This window comes from Rhodoferax sp. (genome assembly GCF_044236835.1).
In the GTDB taxonomy this organism is placed as follows: Bacteria; Pseudomonadota; Gammaproteobacteria; order Burkholderiales; family Burkholderiaceae_C; genus Allorhodoferax.
The window spans coordinates 101618-122173 of sequence record NZ_JBIIGC010000003.1; the positions used below are offsets into that span (position 1 = coordinate 101618).

Below are 20556 nucleotides of genomic sequence, written 5' to 3' on the forward strand. Positions count from 1 at the left end.
ACCGGACTGCAGGGTGTGCTTAGCTTTGGCAATCCGCCGGGGTGCGACGGCTGAGCTTCTTCTCGCTGGCATATTTCTCAGCAGAGGCTTTGACCAATGGACGGATGATTTGATCGTCGGCCTGCAACCAATCAGAGGCCCAAACGAACTTCTTTCCGTCCCAGGTGTGAACCCGTGTCCAAGCCGATCCCATGTGATCGACGCAGCTCGTAGAAACCGGGCGCATTACATTTTTGAAGCCCAAAGCATCGAGCTTGGCCTGCGTCAAATTGAGGTTTTCGTAGCCCCAACGCGCTTGCTCACCCGTCATCACTTTGCCCTTGCCAAACCGTTCTTGGGCAGCCCGCACGCCTTCGGTTGCCAACATCGCACCCACCACTCCGCGCATGTAGAGCACATCACCCACTTCTTCCTTGGGGCCTGTGCCCTGGCCTTTCGCATGGACTTTTTCCAGAATCTCTTTGACTACCGCGGAATCCTTCTCGGAACCGTGCTGCATCATCACCGCGCTATAGCCCTTGGCATTCTCACCAACGTCTTTCAAATCCGGCTCTGCGCCAGACCACCACGTTCCAAACATCTTCTCGCGGGGATAACCCGTCGCAACTGCCTCTTTGATGGCGGTGGGGGTCATCACACCCCAGGTTTGCATGACTACGAAATCGGGTCTTTGCTGGCGAACTTGGAGCCAGATCGCCTTTTGCTCCACACCGGGCGCTGGCACTGGCAGGAGTTGCAGCGAAAAGTCATGGGTTGCCGCGCGCTCTTGCATGATGGGCAGGAGTTCTTTTCCAAATGCACTGTCGTGGTAGACGACAGCAATCTTCTTGCCTTTGAGCTTGTCCCAACCGCCTTCCTTTTTGGCGATGTGCTGCAAAACCGTATCGCCAGCCACCCAGTAGTGCCCAATCAGCGGAAAGTTCCACTTGAACACGCCACCATCGGCGGAATCACTGCGCCCGTATCCCGAAGTAATCATCGGAATCTTGTCAGCGGGGATTTTTTCGGTGAGTGCAAACGTAATGCCGGTGGAAAGGGGCTGAAACACCGTCGCTCCGCCGTGTTTTCCCTTGAGGCGCTCATAGCACTCGACCCCTCGGTCCGTGGCGTACGCGGTCTCACATTCCTCGACCAGCGTCTTGACGCCATTGATCCCGCCGCGCGCATTGACCAGCTTCATATAGTCGTTGTGGCCATTGGCCCAAGGGGTTGCGTTGGGAGCTACCGGACCGGTCCGCCCAGACAAAACCGGGAAAAACTGTTCTTTCGCCTGCGCAAAGGCTGCACCAGAAATCAGCGCCGAAGAACCGGCGACAACCAAGGCCGTTGCGATAGCTATGTTGCGAAACTTCATTTGTCTCTCCTGTGAATAAATGTTGAAGTACGAGGGAACGCGGGAAAACTGGAAGTCACATCAATGCGGGAATGGCCAAAGCCTCATCTTTTGCTTGCCGATCGCCCACAGCTTTGCCAGACCGTGCGGCTCGACGATCAGGAACCACACAATCAAGCCACCAAACACCATGAGCTCAGCGTGTGCGATACCCGCAGTTGAAATTTCAAAACCGAACGGCGCCGCAAGTACGGGCAGCGACAGGTTCAAAATGATTGGCAAAACCACGATGAAGGCGGCACCAAAAAAGCTGCCCATGATGGAGCCCAGGCCACCGATGATCACCATGAACAGCAGGCGGAACGACAAGTCCACGTTAAAGGCCGCTGTCTCCCAGGATCCGAGGTAAACAAAGCCCCACAGCGCACCCGCCACACCCACGATGAAAGAGCTCACCGCGAAGGCGCTCAGCTTGGCATACATGGGGCGAATGCCAATCACCGCAGCAGCAACGTCCATGTCGCGAATAGCCATCCATTCGCGACCCACTGCGCTGCGCACCAAGTTTTTTGCCAAGAGCGCAATCCCCACCAGGACCGAGAGGCAGAACAGGTACTTCGACATAGGAGTGTCAATTGGAAACCCAAGAATCTGGAGGTTAGACACTGCCACGGAGCCCGAGGTCGAGTTGTTCGTAAACCAAGAAATACGCAAAAACATCCAGTCCGAAAAGAACTGCGCCGCCAGGGTTGCAACCGCAAGGTACAAGCCCTTCACACGCAGACTCGGCAGGCCAAACAGAATGCCGAAGAATGTTGCGCACAGTCCGCCCATCAATAGCGAAGCCAACAAGGGCATACCCTCCACCCGCACATGGAAGTTGTAAGCCGCATAGGCGCCAACCGCCATGAATGCACCTGACCCCAGGGAAATTTGACCGCAGTAGCCCACCAAGATATTCACCCCGATCGCTGCCAAGGACAAGATCAGGAAGGGAATCAGAATGGCGCGAAACATATAGTCGCTGGCCAGACTTGGCACCAACACAAACGCTCCAATCAACAGAAGCAGCATGGCGACGCGGTCTTGGGCAATCGGAAGGATTTGCTGGTCTGCCCGGTACGTCGTTTTGAACTGACCGTTTTCCCTGTAAAACATGTTCTATTCCTCAAACACGGTCAATGATCTTTTCGCCAAACAGGCCCTGCGGACGGATCAGCAAGAATCCCAAGGCCAGTACATAAGCGAACCAGATCTCGATCCCGCCGCCCACAAAGGGCCCTAGGTACACCTCGGAGAGCTTCTCGCCCACGCCAATAATCAGGCCGCCTACGATGGCGCCAGGCACCGAGGTTAGGCCGCCCAAAATCACCACCGGCAAAGCCCGCAGCGCTACCGTCGTCAGCGAAAACTGCACGCCTAGCTTGCTGCCCCAAATCATCCCGGCCACCAGCGCGACCACACCGGCCACACACCACACGATGACCCAAATCCGGTTCAGAGGAATGCCAATGCTTTGCGCTGCTTGGTGGTCATCGGCCACCGCGCGCAGCGCCCGCCCAGTCGAGGTCTTCTGGAAGAAAACACTCAGCAGGGCAACCAGTGCAGCGGCGATCAGAGCGGCATAAAAATCTTCTTGATTAACTAACAGGCCGCCTTCAAACGTGTCTTGCAGAATCATTACTGGCTCTTTGGGCATGCCAATATCGATCTTGTAGGCACTGCTACCAAACAGGGACTGCCCCAGACCTTCCATGAAGTAGGCGATGCCCAGAGTCGCCATCAGCAAGGTAGCCCCTTCTTGGTTGACCAAATGGCGTAGCACCAAGCGCTCAATCACCAAAGCCACCACAAACATGATTGCGCCTGCGCCCACAAATGCGATCACGTTGGCAGCAATCGGGTCGGTGATGCCCAAGTAGATCGGTATCCACTCGGCAAACCGCGCCATCGCCAAGGCCGCAAACAGCACCATGGCGCCCTGTGCAAAATTGAACACACCCGAGGCCTTGAAAATCAACACAAAGCCCAGCGCCACCAGCGAATACAACATGCCGGCCATCAGGCCGCCCAGCAGTGTTTCCAGAAAAAAAGCCATGGTCTGAATTCCTAATGTGAAGTGCCAAGGTAGGCGCTGATCACGTCTGGGTTGCTGCGCACTGCTTCAGGGGTGCCATCGCCGATTTTTTTTCCGTAGTCCAGCACCACCACCCGGTCCGAGATGTCCATCACCACGCCCATGTCGTGCTCAATGAGAACCACCGTGGTGCCGAACTCGTCGTTCACGTCCAGTACAAAGCGGCACATGTCTTGTTTTTCTTCGACGTTCATACCGGCCATCGGTTCGTCCAGCAGCAACACCTGCGGCTCCATGGCCAATGCGCGGCCCAAGTCGACGCGCTTTTGCAAGCCATAGGGCAATTGGCCCACCGGCGTCTTGCGGTAGGCCTGGATTTCCAAGAAATCGATGATGCGCTCCACCGCCTCGCGGTGCCGGATTTCTTCGCGCTCGGCCGGGCCGATGCGCAGTGCTTGCAAGAGGATGTTGCTTTTGATCTTGAGGTTGCGTCCGGACATGATGTTGTCGAGCACGCTCATGCCTTTGAACAAGGCCAGGTTCTGGAAGGTGCGCCCGATGCCCATGCTGGCCACCTGGTGACTGTCCATGTGGCTGAAGGTCTGGCCACGAAAGGTGATGCTGCCCTGCTGCGGGCGGTAGACGCCATTGATGCAGTTAAGCATGGAGCTTTTGCCTGCGCCGTTGGGGCCGATGATGGCGCGTATCTCGTGTTCGCGCACATCGAACGAGATGTCGGTCAGCGCATTGACGCCGCCAAACTTGAGCGAAATGTTGTGGACATCCAGGATGACGTCGCCGATGGTTTTCTGGGTCGCCATGGTGTGTTGCGCTGTGGTTGCTACGGTGCCGGATTACGCCGCTGCTTGGACGGGTGCGAAGGTCTTCGCGTCTTCGATCTTCAGGGTGGCGCTGACGCTGCCGGTGCGGCCATCTTCGAACTTGACCTGCGTCTCGATGTACTGGCTGCTTGCGCCGTTGTAGAGCGCGTCCACCAGCACCTGGTACTTCTCGGCGATGAAGCCGCGACGCACCTTGTTGGTCCGGGTCAGTTCGCCGTCGTCGGCGTCCAGCTCCTTGTGCAGCACCAAAAAGCGGCTGACCTGGCTACCCGCCAGCAGCGCGTCGGCGCTGAGGTCGGCGTTGACCTTCTCCACACACTCTTTGATGAGTTGATAGACCTGCGGCTTTTGCGCCAAGTCGGTATAGCCGGCGTAAGGCAGGTTGCGCCGCTCGGCCCAGTTGCCCACCGCGTCGAAGTCGATATTGACCATCACGCACACCTTCTCGCGGCCGTCGCCATAGGCCACGGCTTCCTTGATGTGCTGGAAAAACTTGAGCTTGTTCTCCACGTACTTGGGCGCAAACAGGGCGCCATCAAAACCTCCGCCTTGGATGCGGCCCACATCTTTCACCCGGTCGATGATCTTGAGGTGTCCGTGCGCGTCAATGAAGCCCGCGTCGCTGGTGTGGTACCAGCCATCGTCGGTCAGCACCTCGGCGGTGGCAACGGGGTTCTTGTAGTACTCCTTGAGCAAGCCCGGCGACTTGACCAGGATCTCGCCGTTGTCGGCCACCTTGATCTCCACCCCCGCGCAGGGCACGCCTACGGTGTCGGCACGGGCCTCGTGGTCGGGCTGCAGGCACACAAACACCGCCGTCTCGGTGGAGCCGTACAGCTGCTTGAGGTTGACGCCGATGGCACGGTAAAAGGTAAACAGGTCCGGCCCAATGGCCTCACCCGCGGTGTAGGCCACCCGCACCCGGCTCAGCCCCAAGTTGTTGCGCAACGGGCCGTAGACCATGAAGTTGCCCAGCGCGTACAGCACGCGGTCCACGGTGCCCACGGCCTTGCCGTCCATCAACGCAGGCCCCACCCGTTGGGCCAGGCGCATGAAGGCATGGAACAGCTTGCGCTTGGGCGCGCCAGCGTCTTCCATGCGGATCATCACGCTGGTCAGCAAGCCTTCAAACACTCTGGGCGGCGCAAAGTAATACGTCGGCCCAATCTCCTTGAGGTCGATGGTGACGGTGGCCGCCGACTCCGGGCAGTTCACCACGTAGCCGCAGGCCAACCACTGCGCGTAGCTGAAGATGTTTTGCCCAATCCAGGCGGGTGGCAGGTAGGCCAGCACCTCTTCGCTGTGGGTAAGCTTGTCAAAGTCAGCACCGGCACGGGCACGGTTCAATAGCGAATCGTGGGTGTGCACCACACCTTTGGGGTTGCCGGTGGTGCCCGAAGTAAAGAACATGGCGGCCACATCGGTGTGGGCGATCTTCTCCACCTCGGCTTTGAAAAAGCCCGGGTGGAGGCCGGCAAAAGCCTGGCCCGCCGCAAGCAACTCGTCTACCGACGCCAAGCCGGGCTCATCGTAGTTGCGCAGGCCGCGCGGGTCGTCAAAGTAGATGTGGGCCAGGCTCGGGCATTGCGCGCGCACCTCCAGCAGCTTATCCACCTGCTCCTGGTCCTCAGCAAAGGCAAATGCCACCTCGGCATTGTTGATGGGGAACACGCACTCCGCCCCCGCTGCGTCCTGGTACAGCGGAATCGGCACGGCACCCAAGGACTGCGCCGCAAGCATCGTGGCGTACAACCGGGGCCGATTGGCACCGACCACCACCATATGGTCGCCCCGGCGCAAACCGGCTTGGTGCAAGCCGCAGGCGAGGTGCTCCACCAAGGTGGCCAAGGCGCCCCAGGACAGCGATTGCCAGATGCCGTATTCCTTCTCGCGCATGGCCGGCGCCGCGGGCCGCTCTTGCGCGTGCGTCAACAAAAGCTGTGGAAACGTGGTGTGCATGCCTGTGCCCATCGGTGTTGTCTGGTCCTTGCGCTTGCGCTCTGGTGGGCGCTGCGGGTTACGTCCTGGTGCGCTGGGCAGTGTGTGCTTAGCGCCTGTTGCAAGCAATTATTCGGCGATCATTGACGTCAGGTTGTCATTCGGACGACAATTCAGGCCAATCTCCCTAGGTGTTTTCCCTTCGCTGCGCCGCCGCATCACCACCGCGCCTTGTCGCCAAGCCGCCCTACCCATGGCCACTGAAAATCCGCTGCACCAACGCCGCCGTCCTCTGGCCGAGCCTGAGCTGGCCGGCATCCCGTGGCTGCATTTGCTGCTGCCGCCAGAGCGCGAACGCGCGGTGGACGACCTGCGCATCACCGAGGTTGCGCCGGGCGAATTCATCTGCCGCGTGGGCCGGCCAGTGACCTACTGGTTTGGGGTGGTCGATGGGTTGTTGAAAATGAGCACCGACAACGCCGAAGGCCAAACCATGACCTTCACTGGCGTACCGCCAGGCGGCTGGTTTGGCGAGGGCACCGCGCTCAAGCGCGAGGCCTACCGCTACAACATCCAGGCCCTGCGCACCAGCCGGGTGGCGGGCCTGCATGTGGACGCCTTTCATTGGCTGCTGGACCACTCGATTGGCTTCAACCGCTTTGTGATGAACCAGCTCAATGAACGCTTGGGCCAGTTCATCGCCGCCCGCGAAATCGACCGCCTCACCAACCCCGACATCCGGGTGGCGCGAAGCCTGGCCGCTTTGTTCAACCCGGTGCTCTACCCCGGCGTAGGCGAGGTGCTGCGCATCACCCAACAGGAGCTGGCCTACCTGGTGGGTCTGAGCCGACAACGGGTTAACGAGGCGCTGGCGTCCCTCGCTGCCCAGGGTTCCATCCGCATCGAGTACGGCGGCCTGCGGGTGCTTGATTTGGCCGCGCTGCGCTCTACGTTTGCCCCCTGACACCACCGCCACTACCATGCAAGGGCAACTCTTTACCTAGCACGCTGGGACAACTTGCCCGCCACATCCACATATCGAATGAGCACAGAAAGCGCCAACCACCCACCGCCTCGAAGCAAGCAGCCCTGCCGTTGCAGGGCACACTCCCAGCGGCACATGGCGGGAGCGCTACGCATCGCACCGGGGCAGGCCGGCGTGATGCAGATGCTGGTGTTCTGGTGCGCGGTCATGGGCGTGTTGTATGTGGCGATGACGTACTACCTACAACCACAGAAGCCGCAGGTACGGGCCAACGGCGATGTGGTGGTAGCGCGTGCGCCCGATGGGCATTTCTACCTGCCCGGCGAAATCAACGGCCACGCGCTGACGTTCCTGGTGGACACCGGTGCGAGTGTGGTGAGTGTGTCCGAGGCTTTTGCCGAGCAGGCGGGCCTGCAGGGCGGCACGCCCACCACCTTTCGCACCGCCAACGGCGACCGCGCTGGCCGGATCGTGCAGGGGGTGACGGTGCGGGCTGGCGCAGTGGAAGTGACCTCGGTCGAGGTGGGCGTGGGTCTGCTTGGCGGCGCGAAGGACGACGCGCTGCTGGGTCAATCCTTTTTGTCGAAGTTCGATGTATCCATCAGCAAAGATCGAATGGTGTTGCACCCACGGCCCTGAGCGCGCCGTACTGCGCGCGCGCCCTGCAGCAAAGCCTCTTTGAACCCCGCGCCGACTCGCGGCCCCGCAATGCGCTAGCGCCTCAGCGCAGCCCGCGCGGCACAGCGACAATGCCAAACAAGTGAGCGCCACACAGCACACCAAGCCGCAATCCCAACCATAAGCTGCCCGCCCTGCATGACCCAAGCCAAACCGCCCCCCACCTTCCGGCGCGCCGCGCCGCCAAGCCCAAGCTCTAGCACGCGACCAAGTGCCTCGGCTGCGGGCAAGCCTGTGTCCGCCCGCGCACCCATGCCCGCGGGCCAGACCAACACCGCCGCGTTCGGTCCCAACGGCACGGTGCGGCTCAACAAGCTGATGGCCGAACGCGGCATGGCTTCGCGGCGCGAAGCTGACGCGTGGATCGACCAAGGCTGGGTCAAGGTCAACGGCAGGTTTGCTGAGATGGGCATGCAGGTGGCACCGGACGCCAAGATTGAAGTTGACAAAGAGGCCAAGGGCCAACAGGCCAAGCAGGTGACGGTGCTCATCAACAAGCCTCTGGGCATCGTCAGCGGCCAGGCAGAAGATGGCCACGCTCCCGCCATCACGCTGGTGCAGCCGCACAACCGTTGGCCCGAGGACAACGCCCGCTTTTTCTTTCACCCCAGCCAGCTCAAAAGCTTGGTGCCTGCGGGACGTTTGGACATTGACTCCACCGGCCTGCTGGTGCTGACCCAAGACGGCCGGGTGGCGCGCCAACTCATTGGCGAAGACGCGGTCATCGAAAAGGAATACCTGGTGCGCGTGGCCTACACCGGCGTGGCCAATGCGGCGGCCGCCCACAGTGCGGCGGCGACCCACCCGGCGCTGGCCACCTCCAAGAGCGCACACCAACCCGGTGCTACCCACGCGGTGCCCGGCAAGCCGAAGCAACTCATACGGCTCGATGACGACGACCCGGTGACCAGCGACGTGCAGTCGGTGTTTCCCTCCGAGAAGCTGCAGCTACTGCGCCACGGACTGAGTCTGGACGGCCAGCCACTCAAGCACGCCAAGGTGGAGTGGCAAAACCCCGAACAACTGCGCTTTGTGCTGCACGAGGGCAAGAAGCGCCAGATCCGCCGCATGTGCGAACTGGTCGGCCTCAAAGTTGTGGGTCTCAAACGGGTGCGCATCGGCAAGGTGATGCTGGGCAACCTGCCCGTGGGCCAGTGGCGCTACCTGGCGCCGCACGAAAGGTTCTGAATGGCCCCAACTGCCAAGAGCCGCTGGCCTAGGCTTCGAGCAAGCGACGCACTCGGCCTCGCCCAACTGGCCACGCAGGCCACCAGCGGCGCAACCGCCGTGGCCGAAGAACTCACACATGCCATCTGGCGCACCATGGGCTTGGCAGGCACGCACCCAGAGGGCAAGAACCGGGGCATCACCGGCCTGGTATTCGAGGCCATCCACCGCACCACCGCCCTGGCGGGCCACAGCGCCGACCTGCTGCTGCGCACCCTGCTGCCGCTGCTGCAGACCGCCGACGCCAATCCACCCGACTCTTACCCGCGCGAGGCGGTGCTGGCTGCCCTGAATGGCGTGCTCGGCGACCGGTTGGAACGCAGCGGCAACCCGCTGGCAACCCCCATGCAAATCCGCTGCCATGGCGAGGTTCTGGATTGCACCCCCACGGCCCCGGCGCAGCCGCTGCCAGTGGCAGGCGCCACCGGCAAGGTTCTGCTGCTGGTGCATGGCCTGTGCATGAATGATCTGCAGTGGGATAGCCAGAGCGAAGGGCCCCATGGGCCTTGCCACAACCACGGCAAGGCGCTGGCCGCCGCGCTGGGGTACACGCCGGTGTTCCTGCGCTACAACACCGGGCTGCACATTTCCACCAACGGCCACCTGCTATCGAAGCAGTTAGAACATCTTGCAGCGCATTGGCCGGTGCCGCTCACCGAGATCAGTGTGGTGGCCCACAGCATGGGTGGCTTGGTGGTGCGCAGTGCGCTGCACAGCGCCCAAACGCAGCAGCCTGGCGAAAACCTGGGCGGCGCGCCAACCCAAGCCCATGGCGGTGCACAAGCTGCCATGGACTGGCCGCAACGGCTGCGCAGCGTGGTTTTCTTGGGCACGCCACACACGGGTGCACCCCTGGAACACGCTGGTGGCTGGGTGGATGCACTGCTGGGCAGCACGCGCTACTCCAAGCCGTTTGCAAGGCTCACCCAAGTGCGCAGCGCAGGCATCAACGACTTGCGCCACGGCCACCTGCGCGATGCCGACTGGGCCGACTCCGACCAGCACCGCAAAGTACATAGCCAGCGCCGGGAGCCGCTGCCCTTACCACCCGGTATTGGCTTTTATGCGGTAGCTGCCACCGTATCGAGCGCAGGCACGGGTGCCTCGGCCCGGCTCGTGGGCGACGGCCTGGTGCCCTTGTCCAGCGCGTTGGGCCAGTGCGTGCGGGCTGCAGACTCTTTGGTTTTTGGCCAAGGCGCACAGTGGGTCGTGCGCGGCACCAACCACATGGAGCTGCTTCGCAGTCGCCGGGTCACGCGCAAACTGCGCGCCTGGTTGGCGGCAGGGTCTGCAGCAGCGGCTAGCGCTTAGGCGCGGGCGGAGGAGATTCGAACAAAGGCGCGGGCTCGGTATCGTCAAAGTCCGACGAGGGCTTGGCGCCTGGCGCAGGCTTTGCTGCCGCCGCGCTGGCGTTGTGGGCCTTTACCGTGTCTTGCCACAGGCCCCAGGCGGTGTCCGAATCGCTCTCCACCGCATCGGGAACCGGCAGGGGATCCAAAGAATAATCGGGCTCTTGCGCTGTGGAGCGCTGCGCAGCCGTATCTCTTGGTTTGCTCGGACGGGTGACCATCTCCCGATTTTGCATGATTTCGTGGCGCATTCTTGGGCCTTGAAACCCAAGCGCCCGCCACCAACTAAGGGCTTCGCCCTGCGTGGCAGCACCGCTGCAAACCGAGCTTCATTTTTTGTTCACCCTTTCAACACCCTATGAGCAAGCAAACACTTTCTTTCCAAGCCGAAGTCGCACAACTGCTGCATCTGGTCACCCACTCGCTGTACTCCAACAAAGAGATTTTTCTGCGCGAGCTGATCTCCAACGCATCGGACGCTTGCGACAAGCTGCGCTTTGAAGCGATCAACGACAGCACGCTCTATGCTGGCGACACTGACCTTAAAGTCCGCGTTACGCTGGACCAAGACGCCAAGACCCTGACCATCACCGACAACGGCATCGGCCTGTCGCAGCAAGAAGCCATTGACAACTTGGGCACCATCGCCAAGAGCGGCACCAAAGACTTTGTGAGCAAGCTCAGCGGCGACCAAAAGGCCGACTCGCAGCTCATCGGCCAATTTGGCGTGGGCTTTTACTCGGGCTTCATCGTCGCCGACAAGATCACCGTGGAGTCGCGCCGCGCGGGCTTGCCGGCAAGTGAAGGCGTGCGCTGGGTGAGCGACGGCGGCGCCAGCGGCGGCGGAGCGTTCGAGGTGGAAACCATCGAGCGCGAGGCGCGCGGCACCAGCGTGATCTTGCACCTGCGCGACGACGCGCTGGACTACACCCAGACCTGGAAGGTCAAAGGCATCATCAACAAGTACTCGGATCACATCAGCCTGCCCATTCAGATGGAAAAGGAAGAATGGCAGGACGGCGCACTGATCAGCCCCAGCGACGAGGACGGCGGGCGCGAGCCCGGTGCCATGGTGAAAACCGGCGAGTGGGAAACCGTCAACAAAGCCAGCGCCATCTGGAGCCGTGCCAAAAAAGACATCACGCCCGAGCAGTACGAAGAGTTCTACAAGCAAATCAGCCACGACTTTCAGTCACCGCTGGCCCACACCCACAATCGGGTTGAGGGCAGCACCGAGTACACCCAGCTGCTCTACATCCCCAGCAAAGCGCCCATGGATTTGTGGAACCGCGACAAAAAGGGCGGCTTGAAGCTATACGTCAAGCGCGTGTTCATCATGGACGATGCCGAGGCGCTTTTGCCCACCTACCTGCGCTTTGTCAAAGGCGTGGTCGACAGCGCTGACCTGCCCCTCAACGTCAGCCGCGAACTGCTGCAAGAAAGCCGCGACGTCAAAGCCATCCGCGACGGCTGCACCAAGCGGGTGCTGGGCATGCTCGAAGACCTGTCCAAGCACGACAAGCCGCCAACAACCGACGGCATCGACGGCGTTTCTGATGTCCTGACCGCCGAAGAAAAAATCGAAGCCGAAAAGCAAGCGGGCAAATACAGCAAGTTCTACGCCGAGTTCGGTGCGGTGCTCAAGGAAGGTCTGGGCGAAGACTTTGCCAACAAGGACCGCATCGCCAAGCTGCTGCGCTTCGCCAGCAGCACCAGCGACGGTGTGACCGTGTCACTGGCCGACTACAAAGCGCGCATGAAAGAAGGCCAGGAGGCGATTTACTACATCACCGCCGACACCCTGGCCGCCGCCAAGAACAGCCCGCAGCTCGAGGTGTTCAAGAAAAAAGGCATTGAAGTGCTGTTGATGACCGACCGCGTCGACGAGTGGGCACTGAACTACCTGCACGACTTCGATGGCACGCCGCTGCAAAGCGTGGCCAAAGGCGCGGTGGATTTGGGCAAGCTCCAAGACGAGGCCGAGAAGAAGGCCGCCGAAGAAGCCGCCGAAGCCTTCAAACCACTGCTGGCCAAGCTCAAAGAAGCGCTCAAAGAGAAGGCCGAGGATGTACGCGTCACCACCCGCTTGGTGGACAGCCCGGCGTGTTTGGTGGTGCAAGACCACGGCATGAGCACCCAACTCGCCCGCATGCTCAAGCAGGCCGGGCAAAGCGCGCCTGACGTCAAGCCGGTGCTGGAGGTCAATGCCGAACACGCGCTGGTGAAAAAGCTCGACGGCTCGGTGCACTTCCACGACTTGGCGCACATCCTGTTCGACCAGGCGCTGCTGGCTGAAGGTGGCCTGCCCGAGGATCCGGCCGCGTATGTCAAACGGGTGAACGCGCTGCTGGTTTAAGCGGCGAGGCTGGTCATGGTGGCGCCAACTTGGGCGCGTCGGTGATGGACGCCCCATGTCGTTTCGCAGCGCGTCACAGCGCGGCGACTGACAACCCTGCGGTCGCTACAGCAACGCCAGCAGCGGCTGCAGCACGCTGGCGCCAAGCTTGCGAGAGCGCTCGCCGTTCCAACCCACGTGCGGGTCGGGCAGGTTGGCGTTGTCCTTGAAAGGCATCTCTACCGTGAATGCCAGGCAGGCGAACTGTTGCGCGACCCAATGGGTGGCTAGCCCCATATTGGCCTTGCCTGGAGCACCCACGCTGTAGTGGTGGGTGTCCTGAAAATCCGGGCACGCCGCTATCCAGGCGTTCTTGAACGTCGCCTCCAACTCGGCAATGCGCGGGCTGTAGCCGGGTGTGCCCTCCGAGCCGGCCACAAACACGTAGGGCAGGCCTTCGTCGCCGTGCACATCCAGGCTGACGTCCACGCCCACTTCCAGCATCTTTTGGCGTACCCAAAACACCTCGGGCGCGCCCTCCAAGGCAGGTGACTCCCATGCGCGGTTGAGGTCCGCACCCGCAGCGTTGGTGCGCAAGTTGCCACGCACTGCGCCATCTGGGTTCATGTTGGGCACCACATAGAAAACGCTTTGTTCGAGCAGCACACGGCTGACCGAATCGCTGGTGTCTAGCAGACGCTCCAGCAGCCCCTCCACAAACCACGCGGCCATGGTCTCACCTGGGTGCTGGCGGGCGATGACCCAGATTTTTTTGCGCTCCGCCAGCGGCACGCTGCCCTGCGCGTGGGTGACGCGCAGCACGGTGATGTCGCGGCCATCGAGGCTGGCGCCCAGGCGCTCAGGGGTGGTGTGGGGGGACGTCGATGCGGATGCCAGCAGGTCAAGGTGCTGCTCGTAGGAGTAAGGCTCAAAGTACGCAAGGTACAGAGCCTGCGTTGCCGGTGTGGTGCGCGCGGTCATGACCTGGCCATCAAACTGCGTGTCGATGCGAAACCAGTGCTGCCGATCGTAGCTGGCCACCACCTGGTAACCCTTGAATCCTGCAGGATAGCTGCACTGCCCCGCGTTCATGAAGCGCAAGGTCACCGGCACTCCGGCCGCACCGTGCAGGCAAAAGTGGAACCACTGCGCAAAGTCAGCCGCGTGGTCGCTGCGAATGCGCAATTGGATGTCGGCCGGGTCGGTCAGGCTCAGAACCTCAATGGCGCCTGAGTCAAACGCGCTGGAAATGTGCAAAAGGTTCATGGTGCAACAACCACTTTAACCAGTTGGCCCGGACGCAGCTCGCCCCCGCTGTAGACGCCGTTGATGAGGCGCAGTTGCTGCTCGGCTTGTGCCAAGGGCGAGCCTTTGGCCAGCGCTGCGAAGCCGCCTTGCGGCAAGGGCACGGTGCGCACCACCCAGGGTTTGGCGGCAGCGCGGTCGGCAGCGCTCAAAGTCCGAAACGTGCCTTCGGCCTCCCGCAGGCCGCTGCGCGCTGCCTGCAGGGAGCGGGCGTCTTTGGCCAAGGGCTGCATCAGGTAAACCCGACCCCCAGGACCAGTGACCACGGTGGCTTCGACGGATTGCATCTGACCTTGGGCGTTTTGGCGCAGGCCGGTAAAGCGTGTTGCGCTCAGTCCATTGAGCTGCGTGGCCTCGCTGCGCCCCTGGCTCGGTTTGAAGATGTTGCGAATTACATCGGCATGCGTGTTGCCAGCCTGGGGCGGCACGGTGCGCACCACCAATGCTGCATCTGCTGCAGTGTTGATCAGGCGCAGCTGATCAGTGCCGTTGTCGATACGCCAACCGGCAGGCGCCGTCATGGCAAAACCCAAACCGGGGTGGTAGAAGTTGCGCCCTCGGGTCAGCCCTTGCGCGGCAGACTCACCGAAGTCCATGCCGGCAATCGCCTTGAGGTAGCGCTCGCGCCCGGGATCGGCGTAATCGGCGGGGCTGTTTTTGTACTGCGCTGACAGCTGCGACATGATCTCCAAACGCTGGTCGTTAGAAGGGTGCGAAGCCAACCAGCCGCCTGAGCTGGGTGGTGGCCGACCCTCGGCCTTGGCCAAGTCCGCGGCGAAGCGCTCTTGGTCCTTGAGCACCCGAATCACGTTGACCATATTGCGGGGGTCGAAGCGGTTGCGGTAGAGGTACTCGGCGCCCAAACCATCGGCCTGCAACTCCTGCTCGCGCCCGTAGGACGCAATGTACCCAGCCGCCACGGTTTGGGACACTTGGTTGGCCGTCCGGCCAGCACCGGCAACTCCCTGGCTCTCCAAATATGCGCCCAGCACATTGGCCGCGAACACACCCAGGCTCGCGTTTTGTTGCGTGGTAGCGCGCTGTGCCCCGTGGCGGGCGGTGACGTGCCCGATCTCGTGTCCCAGCACGCCGGCCAAGTCGGCTTCGCTCTCCATGTAGGCCATGATGCCCCGGGTCACATACACATACCCGCCAGGCAACGCAAAGGCGTTGATCTCTGGGCTGTCGAGCACAGTGAAAACCCACTTGAGATGGCTACGGTGCGACTGCGCGGCAAGTCGCTGGCCCAGGGTGTTTACATACGCTTGCAGTTCCGCATTGGGGTAGGCGCCGTAGTCTTGAAGCACCTCCTGATGCGCCTTGCGACCGGCCGCAACTTCGGCCTCCTCGTCCATCACGGTGCGCTCGGCTTGGCCGGAAACGGGGTTGACCACCACACTACCGCAACCACTGAGCCCCAAGGTGCCCAAGATGGCCGCCAGGAGCACCGAAGCCAGCGCTAAGCGAAGTTTCAAACGCATGCTTTGTTCCTTGTACATCTGCTGCGGATGCGCAGCGCATTCTACGAAAGCCACCTGGTGCAGCCGCCGCCGATAATCCCGCGATGAGCCCCACCCCAAGCACGCCACCCGCACAGGCTAACGACTTCGAGACGCTTGCGCTAGCGCCGGCCATGTTGGCCAATCTGCACCAACTGGGCTACACCCGCATGACGCCCATCCAGTCGGCCAGCCTCCCACTGGCTTTGGCGGGCACCGACCTGATCGCACAGGCCCAAACCGGCAGCGGCAAGACCGCCGCCTTTGCCTTGGCACTGCTGGCTTCTATCAACCCGCGCTGGTTTGCCGTGCAGGCGCTGGTGCTGTGCCCTACCCGCGAGCTGGCCGACCAAGTGGCCGTCGAAATACGCCGCTTGGCCCGCGCCCAAGAGAACATCAAGGTGGTGACGCTTTGTGGCGGCGTCGCACTGCGCGGACAACGCGCTTCGCTGGAGAACGGCGCGCATGTGGTGGTGGGCACGCCGGGGCGCATCCAAGACCATTTGGCGCGGGGCCACCTGACGTTGGAGGGCCTCAAGACCCTGGTGCTCGACGAAGCCGACCGCATGCTCGACATGGGCTTTTTTGACGACATTGCCAATGTCGTCAGGCACGCGCCGGCCTCGCGCCAGACGCTGCTGTTTTCTGCCACCTACCCCGAAGGCATCGCCAAGCTGGCGCATCAATTCATGCGCACGCCGCAGCAGATCAAGGTAGCCTCGGCGCCGCAGAGTGGTACCGCCATCGAGCAGCGGTTCTACGAGGTTGAACCCAGCCAACGCCTGCCCGCCGTGGCGATGCTGCTGCTGCACTTTCGCCCGGTGAGCACGATTGCGTTTTGCAACACCAAGCAGCGCTGCAAAGACCTGGTCGCGTTGCTGCAGGCGCAAGGCTTGAGCGCGCTGGCCCTGTACGGCGAGCTGGAGCAACGCGAGCGCGACCTGGTGCTGGCGCAGTTTGCCAACCGCAGCTGCTCGGTGCTGGTGGCGACCGACGTGGCCTCGCGCGGGCTGGACATCGGCCAGTTGGAGGCGGTGATCAACGTGGACATCACGCCCGACCCCGAAGTCCATGTGCACCGCATCGGGCGCACCGGGCGGGCAGGCGCATCGGGCCTGGCACTCAGCCTGGCTTCCATGCAAGAGATGGGCGCGGTTGGCAAGATCGAGCAATTCCAAAAAAGCTCGTCGGTCTGGCATCCGCTAGACGAACTCACGCCCACCGGCAGCGGTCCTCTTTTTCCACCGATGGCTACGCTGCAAATTTTGGGTGGCCGCAAAGAGAAGATCCGACCCGGCGACGTGCTGGGCGCGCTCACCAGCGAGGACGGCGGACCGGCTTACACGCGCGACCAGATCGGCAAGATCGCGGTCACCGAATTCTGCACCTTTGTCGCCGTGGCCCGCGACCTGGCGCACGCCGCCTGCGACAAGCTCAACGCTGGCAAGGTCAAGGGCAAGAGCGTGCGGGTGCGGGTGGTGTAAGGCAAATTCCTACAAGCGTTCCAGCCGGATGCTGACTCCGGTTTTGCGATGCGCTGGCTAGAGTTCATCCACGCGCCAAACCATCCGATGGCGCACCGTTGAACCACCGGAGAAGCCCCATGAAACACGCCGCCCACGCACTCAATCCATTTAGCCTGATGATGGAGCCCGAAGTGGTTCTGCAAACCATGGAGCGCTCGCAACAATTGCGCGGCCTGCGCCGCCATCGGCTGCGCCCACTGGACAAGCCGCTGATTCCCCTGACCCAAGAAGCCCTGGCGGCCCGCGCTGCGTTCGATGCGGCCATCGACGCCGAAGACTTCGAGGCCCACGCCGAGTCGTACCTGCTGAATTGAGCCAGGTGCCCCACCAGGTCACGGGCCGTACCTCACTCCCCACCGTGCTGCGGGGGATACGGTTCGTTGAGCAGCAGGTCTGGCGCACCGCCCGCCCGCTGCGCCAGGCCGGGGCGCTACAGTTGCGCGTGCCAGATCGTCGCTGGCAAGCCGCCAAGGAAGCTCCCCCATGCACGCCCTGTATCGCGAGTTCGCAACCCAAGCGCAGTTCGATGCGCAATACAACCCCTCCATCGCCCTGAGCGACCCTGCTGCACCGGGCCGCGCGTTTGTACAGCGGGCCCAGCACGCGCGCGCAAACTACCGCTGCACACTGGACGTGCAGTTTGGACCCACGCGCGAAGAGACGCTCGACATTTTTCCCGCCGACGCGCCCAACGCCCCCGTCTTTGTTTTCATCCATGGCGGCTACTGGCGTGCGCTTTCCAGCAAGGAGTTCAGTTGGGTGGCCACCGGCTTGCAGGCGCTGGGCATCACCACCGTGGTGACCAACTACGCACTGTGCCCGCGCGTGACCATCGACGAGATCACCCGCCAGACCCGCGCCGCCCTGGCCTGGGTGCTGCGCAACATCCAACACCACGGCGGCGACCCCAGCCGCGTCGCCATTGGCGGCCATTCCGCTGGCGGCCATCTCACGGCGATGGCTTTGCAAACGGCGTGGGAGGCCGACTACGCGCTACCACAGGACCCGTTTGCGGGTGCCATTTTGCTCAGCGGCATCTACGACATTGAGCCGCTGCGCTACAGCTACTTGCAACCCCAAATTCAACTCGACGACCGCACGATTCGCCGCAACTCGCCTGCGTTTTCCGCACGGCCTTGCAGCACCCCGGTCTGGATCACCTGGGGCGGCGCCGAGACAACCGAGTTCGCCCGCCAATCCGCGCTGTTCGACTCAGCGTGGAAGGCGCAAGGCAACACCGCGCAACTGCAGGCGATTCCGGGGGCCGACCACTTCACCGTCATCGACGGCTTCATATCGAAAGACAGCGCTGTGTGCCAGTGGCTGGCCAACGCATTGCGCGCTGGACCGACCTAGCCGGGCAGACAGGCGACCGAGCGGGCTCGGCGCGCAGGTTCGATGCGGGTTAGCGGGCATTGACCCCCTCGTTTGATTGCCCACAATCGGGCCATGTCTTCCTCGCTTCAGCATCCAGCCACCGAGCCGCCGCCGGGCACCTACCGCGACCCCAAGCGCTACGCTTGGCTGTTCTCGCTGGGAGCGCCCTCTTCTGCCTTGGTTGGTCCCTTGCTGACGCTGTACACCGGCGACGCCCGGACCCTGTGGATCTCGGTGGTGTTCTTCTACGTCCTCTTGCCACTGGTCGACTGGGTGATGGGCGAAGACAGCAGCAACCCACCAGAGCGCGCGGTGCCGCAGCTGGAGGCCGACACCTACTACCGTTGGATCACCTACCTGTTGGTGCCGATTTTGTGGCTGTCCTTTGTGGTGTGTGCATGGTTTGTGGCACGCCACGACCTGCCGCTGCACGGCCTCGCAGCGATGGTGCTGACCTGCGGTTTTGTGGGTGGCTTTTGCATCAACCTCGGGCACGAGATGGGCCACAAAAACACAGCACTCGAGCGCTGGTTGGCCAAACTCATTTTGGCGCCCACGTGGTACGGCCACTTCACGATCGAACACAACCGCGGCCACCACCGCGACGTGGCCACGCCCGCAGACCCGGCATCGTCGCGCATGGGCGAGTCGATTTACCGCTTTGTGCTGCGCGAAATGCCCGGCGCGTTTCGCCGCGCCTGGACACTGGAATCCGACCGGCTGCGCCGGGACGGGTTATCAGTTTGGTCCTCGCGCAACGAGATCCTGCAGCCCGCTTTAGTGTCCGTCGCTTTGTGGGCTACCTTGATTCTGTGGCTGGGTGTGGAGGTGCTGCCGTTTTTGCTGATGGCCGCGTTCTGGGCCAACTTTCAACTCACCTCGGCCAACTACATCGAGCACTACGGCCTGCTGCGCGCGGAGCGCGCTCCTGGCAAGTACGAGGTGTGCCAGCCGCACCATTCCTGGAACAGCAACCACGCGTTTTCCAACTGGGCGCTATTTCATTTGCAGCGCCATTCCGACCACCACGCGCACCCGCTGCGGCGTTACCAGTCGCTGCGCAATTTTGCGAATGTTCCGCGCCTGCCCAGCGGCTATTTCGGCATGTTTTTGGTAGCCTATGTTCCGCCGCTGTGGCGCCGTGTGATGGACGAACGGCTGCTGGCCGTGGTGGGCCGCGACGCACGCCGCATCAACTTGGAACCCTCGCAGCGCGCGGCGCTCGTGCGGCGTTACGGACTGACCAACGCCTAATGAAGGCGTGAACGTGGCCTAACTTGCACACTCGCAGCCTGTGCCTGCCTGGGCCATATGGCAGGCGCATGCAGAGCCGCAAGTGCACGCCATTTCGGCAAACGTGTCACACAGCAGGCGCACAATCGGTCGCATGACCGATAGACACCAATCTCTGGGCGAGGAAATCGCCAACAGCGTGAGCCACGGCGTGGCCTTGCTGGCAGCCTTGGCGGCAGTGCCGTTTTTGATTGTGTCGGCCAGCAAACTCAGCGTGTCCAGCCTAGTGGGCGCCTGTGTGTTCGGCGCGACCATGCTGCTGCTGTACTTCACTTCCACCCTGTACCACGCGCTTCCGCCAGGCCGGGCCAAACGCGTTTTTTTGAAGCTTGACTACAGCGCGATCTACCTCTTTATCGCCGGCAGCTACACGCCCTTTGCCTTGGGTGCGTTGGGTGGCGCCTGGGGCTGGACGCTATTTGGTCTGGTATGGGGCTTGGCGGCTATCGGGGTGGCACTCAAGGCGTTTGACCGCTTGTCCCACCCGTGGGCATCGACGGGGCTGTATTTGGCGATGGGCTGGTTGGTACTGATTGCGGCAGTACCGATGCTCGAGCGCGTGCCCTTGCCCGGCCTGCTGTGGCTGGTCGCTGGTGGGTTGGCGTACACGCTGGGTGTGGTGTTCTTTGTGCTGGACCACAAAGTGCGTTACGCCCATGCGGTGTGGCACGCCTTCGTAGCCACTGGTACCGGCCTGCACTTTGTGGCGATCATGGGCTACGCCGGGGTGTGATGCGGCAGAGCATCCGGCTCACAGCGCAGCCGCAGCTCTCAGTGACACAGCGCTGACAG

The 20556-nt window shown here is 62.3% G+C and carries 18 protein-coding genes; 10 read left to right on the plus strand and 8 right to left on the minus strand.

All coding sequences use genetic code 11. The features are described from left to right. Positions 1 to 19: 19 nt before the first annotated feature. Genes ACILRC_RS03480 through ACILRC_RS03500 form a run of 5 tightly spaced genes read right to left on the minus strand, consistent with a single transcriptional unit; the run spans position 20 to position 6211 of the window. The gene (locus tag ACILRC_RS03480) at positions 20 to 1354 is read right to left on the minus strand and encodes an ABC transporter substrate-binding protein (protein WP_395667957.1); all 1335 of its coding nucleotides are present in this window, start codon (positions 1352 to 1354) and stop codon (positions 20 to 22) included. Between the two features lie 60 nt (positions 1355 to 1414). Further along, the gene (locus ACILRC_RS03485; protein WP_395667958.1) at positions 1415 to 2491 is read right to left on the minus strand and encodes a branched-chain amino acid ABC transporter permease; all 1077 of its coding nucleotides are present in this window, start codon (positions 2489 to 2491) and stop codon (positions 1415 to 1417) included. A gap of 10 nt (positions 2492 to 2501) precedes the next feature. Next, entirely contained in the window at positions 2502 to 3431 is a 930-nt protein-coding gene (locus ACILRC_RS03490; protein WP_395667959.1) for a branched-chain amino acid ABC transporter permease, read from the minus strand. A gap of 11 nt (positions 3432 to 3442) precedes the next feature. After that, positions 3443 to 4231, minus strand: a complete 789-nt coding sequence (locus ACILRC_RS03495; RefSeq protein ID WP_395667960.1) for an ABC transporter ATP-binding protein — start codon at positions 4229 to 4231, stop codon at positions 3443 to 3445. A 33-nt stretch (positions 4232 to 4264) separates the two neighbouring features. Then, a complete protein-coding gene (locus tag ACILRC_RS03500; RefSeq protein ID WP_395667961.1) occupies positions 4265 to 6211 on the minus strand; it encodes an AMP-dependent synthetase/ligase in 1947 nt (648 codons plus the stop codon). A 232-nt stretch (positions 6212 to 6443) separates the two neighbouring features. Here ACILRC_RS03500 and ACILRC_RS03505 point away from each other — a divergent pair, with 232 nt between their 5' ends. From ACILRC_RS03505 to ACILRC_RS03520, 4 genes are all read left to right on the plus strand, one after another. Next, entirely contained in the window at positions 6444 to 7154 is a 711-nt protein-coding gene (locus tag ACILRC_RS03505) for a Crp/Fnr family transcriptional regulator (RefSeq protein ID WP_395667962.1), read from the plus strand. Positions 7155 to 7310: 156 nt separating this feature from the next. Further along, positions 7311 to 7814 carry a TIGR02281 family clan AA aspartic protease gene (locus ACILRC_RS03510; RefSeq protein ID WP_395667963.1) on the plus strand — a complete coding sequence of 168 codons (504 nt, stop codon included), beginning with the start codon at positions 7311 to 7313 and terminating at the stop codon, positions 7812 to 7814. Between the two features lie 291 nt (positions 7815 to 8105). Continuing rightward, positions 8106 to 9041, plus strand: a complete 936-nt coding sequence (locus tag ACILRC_RS03515; RefSeq protein WP_395667964.1) for a pseudouridine synthase — start codon at positions 8106 to 8108, stop codon at positions 9039 to 9041. Continuing rightward, the gene (locus ACILRC_RS03520) at positions 9042 to 10391 is read left to right on the plus strand and encodes an esterase/lipase family protein (RefSeq protein WP_395667965.1); all 1350 of its coding nucleotides are present in this window, start codon (positions 9042 to 9044) and stop codon (positions 10389 to 10391) included. Here ACILRC_RS03520 and ACILRC_RS03525 read toward each other — a convergent pair. Beyond that, the gene (locus tag ACILRC_RS03525) at positions 10381 to 10680 is read right to left on the minus strand and encodes a hypothetical protein (protein WP_395667966.1); all 300 of its coding nucleotides are present in this window, start codon (positions 10678 to 10680) and stop codon (positions 10381 to 10383) included. The genes ACILRC_RS03520 and ACILRC_RS03525 overlap by 11 nt on opposite strands. A 107-nt stretch (positions 10681 to 10787) precedes the next feature. Here ACILRC_RS03525 and htpG point away from each other — a divergent pair, with 107 nt between their 5' ends. After that, positions 10788 to 12785: a molecular chaperone HtpG gene (htpG, locus tag ACILRC_RS03530; RefSeq protein ID WP_395667967.1), complete on the plus strand. Its 1998-nt coding sequence runs from the start codon at positions 10788 to 10790 to the stop codon at positions 12783 to 12785. A 105-nt stretch (positions 12786 to 12890) separates the two neighbouring features. Here the strand turns inward: htpG and ACILRC_RS03535 are convergent, their stop codons facing one another. Further along, positions 12891 to 14030, minus strand: coding sequence for a M14-type cytosolic carboxypeptidase (locus ACILRC_RS03535; RefSeq protein ID WP_395667968.1), 1140 nt, complete (start codon positions 14028 to 14030; stop codon positions 12891 to 12893). Next, on the minus strand, positions 14027 to 15550 hold the full coding sequence (locus ACILRC_RS03540; RefSeq protein WP_395667969.1) for a M48 family metalloprotease: 1524 nt from the start codon (positions 15548 to 15550) through the stop codon (positions 14027 to 14029). The genes ACILRC_RS03535 and ACILRC_RS03540 overlap by 4 nt, the downstream gene beginning before the upstream one ends. A gap of 83 nt (positions 15551 to 15633) precedes the next feature. On the opposite strand from ACILRC_RS03540, the gene dbpA reads away from it, so the two are divergent. From dbpA to ACILRC_RS03565, 5 genes are all read left to right on the plus strand, one after another. Continuing rightward, entirely contained in the window at positions 15634 to 17052 is a 1419-nt protein-coding gene (gene dbpA / locus ACILRC_RS03545) for an ATP-dependent RNA helicase DbpA (protein WP_395667970.1), read from the plus strand. Positions 17053 to 17171: 119 nt separating this feature from the next. Continuing rightward, positions 17172 to 17408, plus strand: coding sequence for a hypothetical protein (locus tag ACILRC_RS03550; RefSeq protein ID WP_395667971.1), 237 nt, complete (start codon positions 17172 to 17174; stop codon positions 17406 to 17408). Positions 17409 to 17577: 169 nt separating this feature from the next. After that, positions 17578 to 18450, plus strand: coding sequence for an alpha/beta hydrolase (locus tag ACILRC_RS03555; protein WP_395667972.1), 873 nt, complete (start codon positions 17578 to 17580; stop codon positions 18448 to 18450). Positions 18451 to 18543: 93 nt separating this feature from the next. Next, positions 18544 to 19725: an alkane 1-monooxygenase gene (locus ACILRC_RS03560; protein WP_395667973.1), complete on the plus strand. Its 1182-nt coding sequence runs from the start codon at positions 18544 to 18546 to the stop codon at positions 19723 to 19725. 133 nt (positions 19726 to 19858) lie between these two features. Further along, entirely contained in the window at positions 19859 to 20497 is a 639-nt protein-coding gene (locus ACILRC_RS03565) for a hemolysin III family protein (RefSeq protein WP_395667974.1), read from the plus strand. Positions 20498 to 20556 lie beyond the last annotated feature (59 nt).